This is a genomic window from Isoptericola variabilis (genome assembly GCF_050311655.1).
Classification (GTDB): domain Bacteria; phylum Actinomycetota; class Actinomycetes; order Actinomycetales; family Cellulomonadaceae; genus Isoptericola; species Isoptericola variabilis.
Genome location: NZ_JBNOZM010000002.1, coordinates 283,033 through 296,604, shown reverse-complemented (window position 1 = coordinate 296,604; position 13,572 = coordinate 283,033). Strand labels below are relative to the sequence as shown.

General features: G+C 76.7%; 14 protein-coding genes and 1 pseudogene. 9 read left to right on the top strand and 6 right to left on the bottom strand.

Annotation, left to right across the window (positions count from 1 at the left end; all coding sequences use genetic code 11):
• Positions 1-127 precede the first annotated feature (127 nt).
• The 3 genes from ACQP60_RS05770 to ACQP60_RS05760 are packed head-to-tail and all read right to left on the bottom strand — an operon-like array spanning position 128 to position 2,665.
• Complete coding sequence (locus ACQP60_RS05770) at positions 128-523, bottom strand: hypothetical protein (protein WP_429729269.1); 396 nt, start codon at positions 521-523, stop codon at positions 128-130.
• A 5-nt stretch (positions 524-528) separates the two neighbouring features.
• Positions 529-1,554, bottom strand: a complete 1,026-nt coding sequence (locus ACQP60_RS05765) for a helix-turn-helix transcriptional regulator (RefSeq protein WP_429729267.1) — start codon at positions 1,552-1,554, stop codon at positions 529-531.
• Positions 1,547-2,665 carry a helix-turn-helix transcriptional regulator gene (locus ACQP60_RS05760; RefSeq protein ID WP_429729265.1) on the bottom strand — a complete coding sequence of 373 codons (1,119 nt, stop codon included), beginning with the start codon at positions 2,663-2,665 and terminating at the stop codon, positions 1,547-1,549. Before ACQP60_RS05760 ends, ACQP60_RS05765 begins: the two co-directional genes overlap by 8 nt.
• Positions 2,666-2,795: 130 nt before the next feature.
• Between ACQP60_RS05760 and ACQP60_RS05755 the strand changes: the two genes are divergently transcribed.
• From ACQP60_RS05755 to ACQP60_RS05720, 8 genes and pseudogenes are all read left to right on the top strand, one after another.
• The gene (locus ACQP60_RS05755) at positions 2,796-3,995 is read left to right on the top strand and encodes a DUF3866 family protein (RefSeq protein WP_429729965.1); all 1,200 of its coding nucleotides are present in this window, start codon (positions 2,796-2,798) and stop codon (positions 3,993-3,995) included.
• Positions 3,996-4,004: 9 nt separating this feature from the next.
• Positions 4,005-4,742, top strand: a complete 738-nt coding sequence (locus ACQP60_RS05750; protein WP_429729263.1) for a DUF4129 domain-containing protein — start codon at positions 4,005-4,007, stop codon at positions 4,740-4,742.
• On the top strand, positions 4,739-5,290 hold the full coding sequence (locus ACQP60_RS05745) for a hypothetical protein (protein ID WP_429729261.1): 552 nt from the start codon (positions 4,739-4,741) through the stop codon (positions 5,288-5,290). The genes ACQP60_RS05750 and ACQP60_RS05745 overlap by 4 nt, the downstream gene beginning before the upstream one ends.
• Positions 5,287-6,273 (top strand): AAA family ATPase, encoded by a 987-nt coding sequence (locus ACQP60_RS05740; RefSeq protein ID WP_429729259.1) that lies wholly within the window; start codon positions 5,287-5,289, stop codon positions 6,271-6,273. Before ACQP60_RS05745 ends, ACQP60_RS05740 begins: the two co-directional genes overlap by 4 nt.
• A 7-nt stretch (positions 6,274-6,280) precedes the next feature.
• Positions 6,281-7,624 carry a DUF58 domain-containing protein gene (locus ACQP60_RS05735; RefSeq protein ID WP_429729257.1) on the top strand — a complete coding sequence of 448 codons (1,344 nt, stop codon included), beginning with the start codon at positions 6,281-6,283 and terminating at the stop codon, positions 7,622-7,624.
• Positions 7,621-8,208: a hypothetical protein gene (locus tag ACQP60_RS05730; protein WP_429729255.1), complete on the top strand. Its 588-nt coding sequence runs from the start codon at positions 7,621-7,623 to the stop codon at positions 8,206-8,208. Before ACQP60_RS05735 ends, ACQP60_RS05730 begins: the two co-directional genes overlap by 4 nt.
• Before the next feature lie 51 nt (positions 8,209-8,259).
• Positions 8,260-8,814, top strand: a pseudogene (locus ACQP60_RS05725) (Dps family protein); the annotation flags it as partial.
• Between the two features lie 216 nt (positions 8,815-9,030).
• On the top strand, positions 9,031-9,720 hold the full coding sequence (locus tag ACQP60_RS05720; protein ID WP_429729253.1) for a GNAT family N-acetyltransferase: 690 nt from the start codon (positions 9,031-9,033) through the stop codon (positions 9,718-9,720).
• A gap of 125 nt (positions 9,721-9,845) precedes the next feature.
• On the opposite strand, the gene ACQP60_RS05715 is transcribed toward ACQP60_RS05720, so the two are convergent.
• Positions 9,846-10,568, bottom strand: coding sequence for a tyrosine-type recombinase/integrase (locus ACQP60_RS05715; RefSeq protein WP_429729251.1), 723 nt, complete (start codon positions 10,566-10,568; stop codon positions 9,846-9,848).
• A gap of 75 nt (positions 10,569-10,643) precedes the next feature.
• On the opposite strand from ACQP60_RS05715, the gene ACQP60_RS05710 reads away from it, so the two are divergent.
• Entirely contained in the window at positions 10,644-11,339 is a 696-nt protein-coding gene (locus ACQP60_RS05710) for an IMPACT family protein (RefSeq protein WP_429729249.1), read from the top strand.
• Positions 11,340-11,430: 91 nt separating this feature from the next.
• Here ACQP60_RS05710 and ACQP60_RS05705 read toward each other — a convergent pair whose 3' ends face one another.
• Both ACQP60_RS05705 and ACQP60_RS05700 read right to left on the bottom strand, forming a co-directional pair.
• Positions 11,431-12,858 carry a UTP--glucose-1-phosphate uridylyltransferase gene (locus tag ACQP60_RS05705; RefSeq protein ID WP_429729247.1) on the bottom strand — a complete coding sequence of 476 codons (1,428 nt, stop codon included), beginning with the start codon at positions 12,856-12,858 and terminating at the stop codon, positions 11,431-11,433.
• Between the two features lie 60 nt (positions 12,859-12,918).
• Positions 12,919-13,539 (bottom strand): L-threonylcarbamoyladenylate synthase, encoded by a 621-nt coding sequence (locus tag ACQP60_RS05700; protein ID WP_429729245.1) that lies wholly within the window; start codon positions 13,537-13,539, stop codon positions 12,919-12,921.
• Positions 13,540-13,572 lie beyond the last annotated feature (33 nt).

Genomic DNA, 13,572 nt, shown 5'->3' with positions numbered 1-13,572 from the left:
GTTACCCGCTGCGTCTCGGTGAAGGCCTCCACGCCGAGGTACGCGGCGCCGTCCCCGGGTCTGCGGTGCGAAGAACGTCATCGTTCCCTCCCGGGGTGAGGCAGCGGGTGTGCTGCGAGTGGGGAGGCTAGCGCCTCCGGGCGGGGGTGCGGGACCTCAGGCCCGCGTGCGCCGCCTTGTCGGCCGTGCGTGCGACCAGCCAGCTCTCGGTCTGCCACCGGCGCCACGTCGCGGCCCGGCGCTCGCGGCGGGCCGCGGCCCGCTCGGCCGTGCGGCGACGACGCTCGGCCACGCGTTCGCGCAGCACGACGGGGTCGTCGAAGAGGGTGGGCGAGGTGTCGACGCGGTGCGCCTCCGCCTCGGCGACGGCGGCCGAGATGCGGTCGGTCGCGGACCCGAGCACCTCTCCGGTGCGGGACGCCTCCCGCAGCGTGCGCATCCCCGCGCGCCACAGGTGTCGCCCCAGGAAGAACGCGCCCACGAGGGTCGCGACGACCAGTCCCGCCCAGATCCAGCCCCACATGCCGGTCAGCCTACGGTCTCGCCGGCGCCGGACACCGCCCCGCCGTCCTGCGCGGCGGTCGTGGCGTAGGCGGCGAGCGCGGCCCGCGCGGACTGCGCGACGTCGCGGGCGACGTCGGGCGGGTCGACGGCGACGACGTCGGGCGCGTTGGCGAGCAGCAGGCGGCGCAGCCAGGCGGGGTTCGTGACGCGCAGCCGCACCTCGACGGTGCCGTCGGGCAGATCGCGCACGGACTCGGCGGGCACCTCCTCCGCGACCCATCGGGCCGCCGACGCGAGCCGCAGCGTCGCGGCCGGGGCGCCCCGGTGCGCGACGGACGCCCACACGTCGGCGCCCAGGTCGCCCGCCACGGCGACGTCGCGGTCGGCCACCGGCTCGTCGAGCACGCGGGCGTCGAGGATGCGGTCGACCCGGAACGTGCGCCGACCGTCCACGCGCAGGCACCAGCCCACGAGGTACATGGCGCCGTCCTGGGTGAGCAGGCGCAGCGGGTCGACGTCGCGCTCGGTGGTGACGTCGGCCGCGTTGACGTACCGCAGGTGCAGGCGGCGGCCCTCGGCGAGCGCGGACGTGACGGCGGCGACCACCCGCGGGTCGCCGTCGCCCTCGAGCTGCACGTCGACGGCGCCCGCGGCCTCGCCGGTCGCGGCGGTCAGCTTGTCCAGGGCTGAGGCGACGACGGCGGCCCGTCGCCGGTCCGCCTGCACCGCCGGGGAGGCGTGCATCGCGCGGAGCGCGGCGACGAGCGCGACCGCCTCCCGGGTGCCCAGCCGCAGGGGGCGGGTCATGCCGCGCGCCTGCGTCAGGGTCACGACGCCGCCCTCGAGGGAGAACGCGTCGAAGTCGATGAGGTCGTCCGGCATGTACCCGGGGGTGCCGGACACCCACAGGGCGTCCACGTCCTCGCGCACCTGCTGCGGCGTCACCCCGAACCGGTCGGCGAGCTCCTCCACCCGCACGGGACCCGCGCCGTCGAGGAACGCCACCAGGCCCAGCAGCCGCACCAGCCGGTCGTCGGCCCGCTCAGCCATGCGTCGTCTCCCCCGCTGCGTCGTCCGTCGTGCCCTCTGTCGTCCCCCGGTCCGCGGCGTCGAGCCCCGCGGCCGCCTCCAGGCGGCGCAGCACGTCCGCGCGCAGCTGCGGCGGCGCCAGCACCACGACCGCCGGCCCGTACCCGGCCACCTCGTCCGCGAACGCCGACAGGCTGCGGAACTCGACCTCCAGCAGGTCGCGCCCGTCGTGCCGCGCAGGCGGCCGGGCAGCGTCCCCGCCGTCCCCGCTCGGGTCCTCCGCGGGCACCGCGCGTGCCCGCAGCGCCTGCGCGCGCTCGGGCACCACGGCCAGCCGCGCCCGCTGCAGCACCCCGACGCGCGCGCCGAGCATGGCGTCCACGTCCACCGCGTCGGGTACGTCGAACGCGCCCGCCTGCGACCCGACGCGCACCTTGCCCGCGATCCGCGACAGCCGGAACACCCGCGCCGCGCCCCGCGCCCGGTCGAACCCCACCAGGTACCAGCCGCTGCCGCGGGCCGCGATGCGCCACGGCTCCACGTGCCGCGTCAGCTCCTGACCCGTGCTCGCCGCCCGGTACCGGAACGACACGTCCCGCCGCTCCGAGACCGCCTCCAGCAGCGGCACGTACGCGTCCCCCGCGGCCCGCACCCGCGGCGCCAGGCCCGCCACCGCGTCCGCCGCGACCTCGCCCGCGCCCGCCGCCCGCAGCTTCGTCATCGCGCGCGACATGTCCGTGCGCAGCGTCTTGTCCGACCACAGCTGCGCCGCCAGCGCCACCACGCCCAGCTCCGCCGGGGTGAGGTCCACCGCGCCCAGCGCGTACGCGTCGTTGTCGATCCGGTACCCGACCTCGTCGCTGTGCCCGCCCGCGTCCACCGTGACGATCGGGATGCCCAGCGCCCGCAGGGTGTCCTTGTCCCGCTCGAACATCCGCTCGAACGCCTCCGTCGACGGCGCGTCGCCGTACCCCGCCACCCCGGCGCGCACCTGCTGCTTCGTCATCGACGCGCTCGTGTTCACCAGCGCGATGACGAGGTTCAGCAGGCGCTCGGCGGGCGGGGTGCCCCGCGACGACGGGGCAGGGTCGGAAGGCGCGGCGGCAGCCGGGTCCACGGGGTTCGCAGGCATCGGCACCAACGTAGTCGCCGGTAGCCTCTCGTGGGTGACGACAGCGCCGAACCAGCCCGAGCCCCGCACCGCCCGCGACACCCCCACCGGGCAGGACACCCCGCAGGCGACCTCGCACGGGACCTCCCACGTGACATGGCGCACCGGCACCGTCACCGCCCGCGGCGCCACCTGGACCGGCGCCCGCGAGGTCACCCTCCGCCTCGACACCCCCCTGCCCGCCCGCGACCTCACCACCGCCCCCTGGGAGGTCCGCGGCCTCGCCTACACCGCCCTCGTCGGCGACCCCGCCGTCGGCGACCGCCTCCTGGTCAACGTCTCCGCCCTCGCCCGCGGCCTCGGCACCGGCGGGTACGCCCTCGTCGTCGGCCCCGCCGGAGACGCCACCGCCCTGCCCGCCGACCCCCACCCCGGCCCCGGCCACCTCGTCAAGGCCCGCTACACCCCCCTGCAGGCCATGGTCCTCGGCGTCGACGAGCAGGAGTCCGCCCACCACGACACCCTCCGCGACGCCGACGACCTCGCCGGCCTCCCCGTCGTCGTCGCCGACCTGCACTCGGCGCTGCCCGCCATCGTCGCCGGCGCCCGCCACGCCGCCGACCTCGCCGGACGCCCCCACCCCCGCGTCGCCTACGTCATGACCGACGGCGGCGCCCTGCCCGCCGCCTTCTCCCGCACCGTCGCCACCCTCCGCGACACCGGCTGGCTCGACGCCACCGTCACCGTCGGCCAGGCCTTCGGCGGCGACCTCGAGGCCGTCACCGTGCACACCGGCCTCCTCGCCGCCCGCCACGTCGCCGACGCCGACCTCGTCGTCCTCGCCCAGGGCCCCGGCAACCTCGGCACCGGCACCCGGTGGGGCTTCTCCGGCGTCGCCGCCGGAGAAGCCGTCAACGCCGCCGCCACCCTCGGCGGCCGCCCCGTCGCCTCCCTGCGCGTCTCCGGTGCCGACCCCCGCGACCGCCACCGCGGCGTCTCCCACCACAGCCTCACCGCCTACGGCCGCGTGGCGCTCGCCGCCGCCGACGTCCCCGTCCCCACCCCCACCGGCGACCTCGAGAACCTCCCCGCCTGGGGCGCCGAGCTCACCCGCCAGGTCCACGACCAGGCGAGCACCCTCGCCCCCCGGCACCACCTCGTCGACGTCCCCGCCGACGCCGCCCTCCTCGACGCCCTGCGCCGCTCCCCCGCCCGCCTGTCCACCATGGGACGCTCCCTCGACGGCGACCCCGCCTCCTTCGTCGCCGCCGCCGTCGCAGGCGTGCACGCGGAGCAGCTCACGCACCTCGCCCACGAGCACCCCGCCCACGAGGAGCCCACCAGCCGATAGCGTCAGCGCATGGCCCCACCGACGCGGACCCGGCACGCGGCACGCCGCACCCTCGCCCCCCTCGCCGGGGCCGCGCTCGCCCTCCTCGTCGTGCTCGGCGCCGCCACCGCCACCCCCTGGCGGTTCCGCCTCCCCGACGTCGCCCTCCCCCAGCCCACGGCCTCCGACCCCGTCCAGCCCCAGATGCCCGGCGAGCTCGTCCCCAGCGACCAGACCCCACCGTCCTACGACGTCATCACCTGGATCGTCGTCGCCCTCTCCGTCGCCGGCGCCCTCCTCGTCGCCGTCCTCCTGTGGCTGCTCGCCCGCCGCGTCGCCCGCGCCCTCGCCACCCCCGAGGACGACGACGCCGACGACCTCACCCCCGGCCACGCCACCACCGCCACCACGACCGACCTCCCCCTGCCCGAGCTCCAGGACGCCGTCGCCACCGCCCTCGCCCGCGTCGACGACGCCGCCACCCCCCACGACGCCGTCGTCGCCGCCTGGGTCGCCCTCGAGGACGCCGCCGCCCGCCACGGCGCCCGACGCGACCCCGCCCAGACCGCCACCGAGTTCACCGCCACCCTCCTCACCGGCCACCGCCAGGACGGCCGCACCGTCCCCGCCCCCGACGTCGACACCCTCCGCCGCCTCTACCAGCACGCCCGGTTCACCGACCGACCCGTGCACCCCGACGACGTCCACGCCGCCCGCACCGCCCTGTCCCGCATCGCCCGCGCCCTCGACCCCGCCCCGCACGCATGACCCCCACCCGACCACCTCGCCCCTCGCCCCAGCGCGCCCTTCTCACCGTCGGGCTCCCGGCGCTCGCGGCCTGGGCGGCGCTGACCCTCGCCGGGGTGCTCGACCCGCTGCACGCCGCGCTGCTCGTCGTCGTGGTCGCGACGGCCGTCGCCCTGTGGCGGCGCCTCGACGACGGCGAAGAGGCCCTGTGGCCGGACGTCGTCCAGGACCGCCGCGAGGGCGCGCGCAACGACGTCAGCGAGCTGGGCTGGGCCACGTTCACCCGCAGCGGCGCCGTCGGCGACCGCGTGCTGCGGCGGGTGCGCGACCTCGCGGCCGCACGGCTCGCCGAGCGGGGCGTCGACCTCGCCGCGCCCGGCGGCCCGGAGGCGGCCGCACGCCTCCTCGGCCACGACGTCGTCGACGGGCTCGTCGCCCGCCGCCCCGTGAGCAGGACCGAGGTGCACCGCTGGCTCGACGCCCTCGACACGCTGCCGGCCGCCTCGTCGTCCGCCGTGCCGGGTACTGCCCCGACCACCGACCGCCCCGAAGGAAGGCCCCAGAGATGACCGACGACCCCGCGCGCCCCCTTCCCGTCACCGAGGTGGCGACGCTCGGCCGGCGCGTCCTCGACGAGGTCGCCACGGCCGTCGTCGGCATGCGCGACACGCTCGAGCTCGCGCTCGCGACCGTGCTCGCCGGCGGTCACGTGCTGTTCGAGGACGTGCCCGGGCTCGGCAAGACGCTCGCCGCCCGGTCGCTGGCCACCGCCCTGGGCCTCGACTTCGCGCGGCTCCAGTGCACCCCCGACCTGCTGCCCAGCGACATCACCGGCTCGTCGGTGTTCGACCCCGCCGGCCGCGAGTTCGTCTTCCGGCCCGGCCCGGTGTTCACGGGGCTCTTCCTCGCCGACGAGATCAACCGCACCCCGCCGAAGACGCAGTCCGCGCTGCTCGAGGCGATGGCGGAGCGGCAGGTGTCGGTCGACGGGGCCAGCCGGCCGCTGCCGCGTCCGTTCCACGTCATGGCCACCTCGAACCCCGTCGAGTACGAGGGCACCTACCCGCTCCCCGAGGCGCAGCTCGACCGGTTCATGGTCCGCCTCGAGGTCGGCTACCCCGACCGCGCGCAGGAGCGGGACGTGCTGCTGCGCCGCGTCGCGCGGCGCCAGGAGGCGGCCCCCGTCCGCCCCGTCGTCGACGCCGCGACCGTGCTCGCGATGCAGGCCGGCGTCGAGACCACCGAGGTGGACCCCGACGTCGCCGGCTACTGCGTCGACCTCGCCGCCGCCACGCGCACCCACGGGGCCCTCGAGGTGGGCGCCTCGCCCCGCGGCTCGCAGAACCTCCTGCTGCTGGCCCGTGCGGTCGCGGTGCTCGACGGTCGCGACTTCGTGCTCCCGGAGGACGTCAAGCGGGTGGCGGTCCCGGTGCTCGCGCACCGCCTCACCCTCACGCCGACGGCGTGGGCGTCGGCGGTCCGTGCCCAGGACGTCGTGACCGAGCTCCTCGCCTCCGTGCCCGGCCCCGCCACGGTCGGCCGGCGGGGGTGACGCGCGCATGAGCGGACCCACCGCCCCGGGGGCCGGCACCGTCTGGCGGCGGAGCCCCCAGGCCGCCGCCGGGCTGGGCGCCGGGGTCCTCGTGCTCGGCCTCGGTCTGCTCGCCGGGCGCGCCGACGTCGCGCTGCTCGGCGTCGCCCCGCTCCTCGGCGCGCTGTGGGCCGGCCGCCCCGGGGCGTGGCGGTCGGGCACGCCCGCGCAGGGCACCGGGGTCGCGATCCACCCGACCGCCGACGCCGCCGCTCCGGGCGAGCTCACCGCCGTCCTGCGGCTCGAGCCCGCTCCCGGGACGGAGCTCGTCCACGCCCGCGTCTCCGCGCCGGGGCACCGCACGACGGGGGTCGTCGTCGCGGCGACGCCCCGCGACCTGCCGCTCACCCTGAGCACCGTGCGCACCGGGCCGCAGCGCACGTTCCACGTCGACGCGCGCGGCTACGGCCCCGGCGGCGCCACGACCGAGGACCCCGTCTCCGTCACCGCGCCCGAACGCCTCGTGCTGCCCACGGCCATGCCGCTGCAGCGCGTCCCGGTACCGCGGCGGCTGCGCGGGCTCACCGGCCCGCACACGTCCCGCCGCCTCGGCGACGGCGACGAGCTGCGCGACGTGCACCCGTTCGCGCCCGGCGACCGGCTGCGCCGCATCGACTGGCACACCACCGCCAGGCGGTCCCCCGACCTGTCGACCCAGTACGTCCGCCGCACCTACGCCACGGCCGAGGCGACGGCGGTGCTCGTCGTCGACTCGCGCGACGACGTCGGCCCGGACCTGCGCACGTGGCGCGGCACGGGGCCGCAGCGCGTCGACGAGCCGACGTCCCTCGACCTCGCCCGGCACGCCGCCGCCTCGGTGGCCGCCGCGCTCGTGAACGCCGGCGACCGGGTCGGGGTCGACGACCTCGGCCGCCGTCGCCGCCCGCTCCCGCCCGCCGCGGGCCGGCGGCACCTGCGCCGCGTGCTGCACGCGCTCGCGCTGAGCAGCCCGGTCGGTCACCCGTCCCGGCGGCTGCGCGCGCCGCAGGTGCCCGCGGACGCCGTCGTGTACCTGTTCAGCACGGTGCTCGACGACGAGCCGCTCGCGCTCGTGCGCGCGTGGCGCGCCGTCGGGCACCCCGTCGTCCTGGTCGACACCCTCCCCGACGTGCGCGGGGCCCGCGAGGAGCACATGCGCCTCGCCTGGCGCGTCACCCGCGCGGAGCGGGACGACCGGCTGCGGCGCATGGCCGCCGAGGGCGTTCCGGTGGTGCGCTGGGCCGGCGACGCGCGGCAGGAGGCCGCCCTGCGGTTCGAGGCCCTCGTGCGCGCGGACGAGCGGCATCGGCGCGGGGCGGTGGGCGCGCGATGAGTCGGTCGCTGCCCGCGCGGGTCAGGGCCTGGTGGCGGTCACGGTACGAGACCGGCCGCCCGCTGCCTGTCGTCGGCGTGCGCACCGGTCGGCGGCTGCCCGGCTGGACGCTCCGGGCCGCGTTCGTCGTCGCGGTGGCCGCGCTCGTGGTCGCGGCGGGCCTGCGGACGGACCTCGTCGTCGAGCTGGTGCTCCTGCTCGCGGGGGTGGTCACCGTGTGGGCCGCGGTCCGCCCCGGCGCCGCGCCCGCGCACGTCGCCCTCGTCGCCGCGGCGCTGGTGCTCCTCGGCTCCCGCGACGCGCCCTTCGACCCGGCGGTGCTGTGGCTCGCCCCGCTCGGGTACGTCGTGACGCGGCTCGGGTGGTGGGCGTCGCACGTCGTCGCGACGGACGGCGTGGAGGTCGCGGCGTTGCGGCGGAGCCTCGCGCGCGACGGCGTCGTCGTCGCGGTCGCCCTCGTCGTCGGGGGCGCGGCCTGGGCGCTGGTGGGCCACCGGGTGTCCTGGCTCGTGGCCCTCGGGGTCGCGGCCCTCGCCGCGCTCGCGTGGACCGCCGTCCGGCGTGACGATGGCGAGGCGCGCTGACCTCCTGGCCGCGCCGGAACGACGTCGAACGCACGAGGACGGAGACCCCCGATGGCTGACCGCAACACCCCGCGCTACACGGTGCCCTCGCTCACGACCCAGCAGGGCGCGAAGGTGGCCGCCATCCTGCAGGAGCGGCTCAACTCCCTCACCGACCTCCACCTGACCCTCAAGCACGTGCACTGGAACGTGGTGGGCCCGCACTTCATCGCGGTGCACGAGATGCTCGACCCGCAGGTGGACGCCGTCCGGGCCATGACCGACGCGGTCGCGGAGCGCATCGCGACCCTCGGCGTCTCGCCCGTGGGCACCCCCGGCGCCCTCGTCGCCGCCCGCACCTGGGACGACTACGCGCTCCGCCGCGCCTCCGCCATCGAGCACCTCGGTGCCCTGGACGAGGTCTACGAGGGCGTGATCACCGCGCACCGCAAGGCCGCGAAGGACACCGAGCCCCTCGACGACGTGACCAACGACCTCCTCATCGGCCACCTGCACGAGCTCGAGCTGTTCCACTGGTTCGTCCGCGCCCACCTCGAGAGCGCCGGCGGCGACCTCTCGACCGCGGGCGCTACGACCGAGAAGGGGGCGGCGCAGAAGGCCGCCGCGGGGACCCGGTCCACGACCACCCGCAGCGCGGCCGCCAAGAGCGCCACGACGACGGCGACGAAGGCGCCGGCGAAGGCCGCGACCAAGTCTGCTGCGGCCAAGACCGGCGGCACCAGGACGACGACGCGGAAGAAGAAGTAGGCCGCGCCCGGCGGCTCGTGCCCGGCGAGGGGCGCCCCTGCTCCGGCGGGGGCGCCCCTCCGGCATGATGACCCTGTGATCCGCCCCTACCGCGCCACCGACCGCGCGGCCGTCGCCGAGGTCTGCGTCCGTACCGCGGCCGGCGGCTCCGACGCGCGCGGCCTGTACTCGGACGACCTCCTCATGCCGGAGGTCTTCGCCCTCCCCTACGTCGACTACGCGCCCGAGCTCGCGTTCGTCGTCGTGCGCCCCGACGAGGAGCCGGCGCGTGACGCCGCCCCCACGGACCCCGCGGACGACGTCCTGCGCGTCGACGACGGCCGTCTCACCGGGTACGTCATCGGCGTCGCGGACACGCGCGCCTTCGTCGCGTGGTGGGAGCGGGCCTGGGGACCCGGCTTCGCCGAGCGCCACCCGCGGACCGGGCTCTCGCCGTCCGGGCGCGAGCCCCGGTTCTCCGAGGCGGCCCTGCTCGACGCGGGCAAGGACCCCGGCCGCATGGTGCGCGGCATCACCGCCGACGAGCTCGACCGGTACCCCGCGCACCTGCACATCGACCTGCTGCCCGAGGACCAGGGCCGCGGTCTGGGCCGGCGGCTCATGGACACGCTGCGCGCCGCGCTGGCCGGGCGCGGGGTGCCCGGCGTGCACCTCGGCATGGACCCGGCCAACGCCCGCGCCCGGGCCTTCTACGACCGGTACGGCTTCCAGGAGCTGCCGTCGCACTCCCCCGACGCGCCCCTCCTCGGCATCGCCACGGCCTGACGCGCACGACCTCCGGTCCCCGGGCCGAGGGGCAGGTCCTCGCACCCTGCGCGTCGGGGCCGTTCGCCCCTGCTTGGGGTGACGTGTGCGGGAGAGCAGCTGTGGTTTCAAGGGCGCTTGGCACACTATTTTTCAGACAAGTCCGACGACTCCCCAGGCGGCGCCACGTCCCGGCCGAGGTCCGGCACGCCCGCGTCGATCCACGCCCGGCGCACCTGCTCGAACCGCGTGGGCAGCGGCGCACGCACGGCCCCGTAGCGCGCATTGGTGCGGTGGACGAAGCGCCGCCAGGACAGCACCAGCCCCTGTCGCGTGATCGGCAGGCCGCTCGCGACCGTCGTGCCGTGGTCGTGCGTGTGGTGCACGGTGAGCAGCAGCGCGCGCGGCACGGAGCCCTCCAGCTCGGCGGCGAGCTCGGTGCGCACCACCATCCAGTGCCGCAGCAGCAGCACCACCTCGGGGGGCAGGCGGTGCTCCCGCAGGGTCCGGTGCTTGCCGTGCCGCAGCAGCACCCTCCCCTCCCCCGGGTCCCGTGTGCCCCCCACACGCCCCCGACGCGCGGCTGCGTCCGGCTCGCGGCCCAGGTCCAGGTCCTCCGCCCGCACCCGTAGCAGGTCGCCGTAGCGGGCACCGGTCGCCCGCGTGAGGCCGGCGATCACGGCCAGCCGCACCACCTCCGGCTTCCCGCCCGGGCGCAGCGCCTCGACGGACAGCTCGCGCCACACCCACTCCGCCTCGTCCAGCGTGACCGTCGGCCGGGGGTATCGGGCGACGGGAGGGGCGGCCGGGTCGTCCGGTCCCGGGGCGACCCTGTCCTCCGCGGCCGGCGACGTCGATTCACGAGTCATGGGTCGATCCTGGCGCTTGGCACACTTTTTTGTCGGACATCGTCCGGCGTGTCGCCGGCGTCGTAGCCTCGTGCGGTGAGCCGACCCGACAGCCCCGCCCCCGCGACCCTGCCTGCCGGGCTCCCGGGCACGCTCGCCGCCCCCGTGGACCACGAGCTCGTGGTGAAGAAGTCCCGGTTCCTCGCCCACCTCTCCCCGGTGAAGACCGTCGAGGAGGCGGACGCCGTCGTCGCCCGCCTGCGCAAGGAGCACTGGGACGCGCGCCACCACTGCGTGGCCCTGGTCGTCGGCACGCACGCCGACCAGCAGCGCTCCTCCGACGACGGCGAGCCCTCCGGGACGGCCGGGGTGCCCATGCTGGAGGTGCTGCGCCGTCGGGAGATCACCGACGTCGTGGCGGTCGTGACGCGATACTTCGGCGGCGTGCTGCTGGGCGCCGGCGGCCTGGTGCGCGCCTACTCCGGCGCGGTCGCCGAGGCGCTCGACGCCGCCGCCGCGGACGGTGTGCTGCGCCGGCGCGAGGTGCTCACCGAGGTCACCGTCGACGTCCCGCACGCCGACGCCGGGCGCGTCGACCACCTGCTGCGCGACTGGGCGCAGGCCCACGGCGCCGTCCTCGAGGAGCCGACGTACGCCGCCGTCGCCCGCCTGGCGCTGCTGGTGCCACCCGCCGCGCTCCCCCGCCTGCGCGACGACCTGGCCGCCGCCTCCGCCGGCACCCTCACGCCCGTCCCCGGCGCTAACCGCGTCGTCGACCTCCCCGCGGACTGAGGCGACACCCGACGACGCTTGTGAGCACGATTTCGGGGACTATGGGGCTCTCCATAGTCCCCGAAATCGTGCTCACAACGGTCGGGGGCCGTCAGTGCTGGACGCCGTCCGCGGTGACGGTCGCGCCGTCGGGCACGGTCGCGGGCTCGCCGGCGTCGGGCAGCGCCGCGTCGCCCTCCGCCCGCACGCGGGCGCCGAAGGTCCAGTCCCCCTCGACGGTGAGCGACGACGCCGAGCGCAGCGACGGCGCGCCCGCCGCGAACCGCTCGTCGAACGCCGCGATCTGCTTGTACGTCGTCGAGAGCTTCACCAAGGGCGCGTCGACCTGGGCGACGAGCCGGTAGTCGTCGGTGAGCTCGTAGACGTCCGAGCGCATGAGCAGCAGGTCGCTCGTCGTCTTCACGGGCAGGAAGCGCTCGCGCCCCACCTCGATCGCCGTCGCGCCCTCGAAGACCGCGACGGCCGCGCCCATCGCGGACTCGATCTGGACGACGGCGGGCGACGACGCGTCCGTCGGGTCCACGGTCTTCTCGTTGCGGATCAGCGGGAGCTCCAGCACGCCGCCGGTGCGGTCGAGCTCGGCCGCGAGCGCCTCGAGGTCGAACCAGAGGTTGTTGGTGTGGAAGTAGCGGTGCACCGTCGGGTCGAGCGAGACGTCGACGTCGTCGGGGTGCGTCTGGGCGGTCTCGCGCTGCACGATGCGGCCGTCGCTCTTGCGCACCACGAGCTGGCCGCCCTTGACGTCGGCGGGCGTCTTGAGGCACATCTCCGCGGCGTAGGGCGCGCCCGAGGACGCGAACCAGGCGGCGATCGCGCCGTCGGGGGCCGCGCCGAGGTTGTCGGAGTTGGAGACGCTCGCGTACCGGAAGCCGGCGTCCAGCAGCGCCCGCACGACCCCCGAGGCGTGCAGCGCGGGGTACAGGTCGCCGTGCCCGGGCGGGCACCACTCGAGGGTCGGGTCGGCGGGCCACTCGACCGGTTCGAGCGTGTCTGCGAGCAGCTTCGGCTCGCGGTTCTGGAGGAAGTCCAGCGGGAGGCCGTCGACGGCGAGGTCGTCGTAGGGCGCGAGCGCGGCGAGGGTGTCGTCGCGGGTGCGGAACGAGTTCATCAGCACCAGCGGCAGGCGGGCGCCCGTCGCCTCCCGGGCGGCGCGCACCTGGCGGACGATGACATCGAGGAAGGTGAGGCCGCCCGCCTCGTCCGCATCGCCCTGGCCCGGTGCGTCGTCGCGCACCGTGAGCAGCGACTTCGCCCTGTCCATGCCCATGGACGTGCCGAGGCCGCCGTTGAGCTTGATGATCGCGGTCTGCGCGAGGGCGGCCTGGGCATCGGCGTCGGAGACCGCGAGGTCGGCGTGCCGCGGCAGGTCGGTCAGCGGTTCGACGTCGGCCTCGCGCACGAGCCCGGTCTCCCCCGACTCGAGCAGGTGGTAGAAGCGGGTGAAGGTCTCGATCGCGGCGGGGGCGACGCCCTCCGCCTCCATCTTGGATCGGGCCAGGGCAAGTCCGCGGTCGCTCATGGGCAGCACCCTAACCGCGCCCGCCAGGACCCGTGGGGAGCGTCCTGCTGCTCGAGCCGCCTACTCGAACCGTGCCGGGTCGCCGGCCCCGACACGGACGACGTCGGGGTACCCCCCGGACCAGTCGACGACGGTCGTGGGCTCGGCGATCACCTCGCCGGCGTCGACGACGGCGTCGACCACGTGGTCGAGCTCCTCCTTGACCTGCCAGCCGTCGGTGAGGGGCTGCTCGGCGCCCGGCAGGATGAGCGTGGACGACAGCAGCGGCTCGCCGAGCTCGCGCAGCAGCGCCTGCACCACCCGCGAGTCGGGGATGCGGACGCCGATGGTCTTCTTCTTGGGGTGCGCGAGGCGCCGCGGGACCTCCGGCGTCGCGGGGAGGATGAAGGTGTACGGCCCCGGGGTGGCGGCCTTGATGGCGCGGAACGCGCTGTTGTCGAGGCGCACGAGCTGGCCGAGCTGCGCGAAGTCGGCGCACACCAGGGTGAAGTGGTGTCCGGCGTCGAGGTGCCGGATCTGCCGGATCCGTTCCGTGCCGTCGTGCTGGCCGACGCGGCAGCCGAGCGCGTACCCGGAGTCCGTCGGGTAGGCGATGAGGCCTCCGTCGTTCAGCAGCGCGACGACCTGCCCGATCGCCCGGGGCTGGGGGTCGACCGGGTGGACGTCGAAGTAGCGGGCCATGCCCGGCAGCGTATCTCCGGGCGGCGTGCCCGC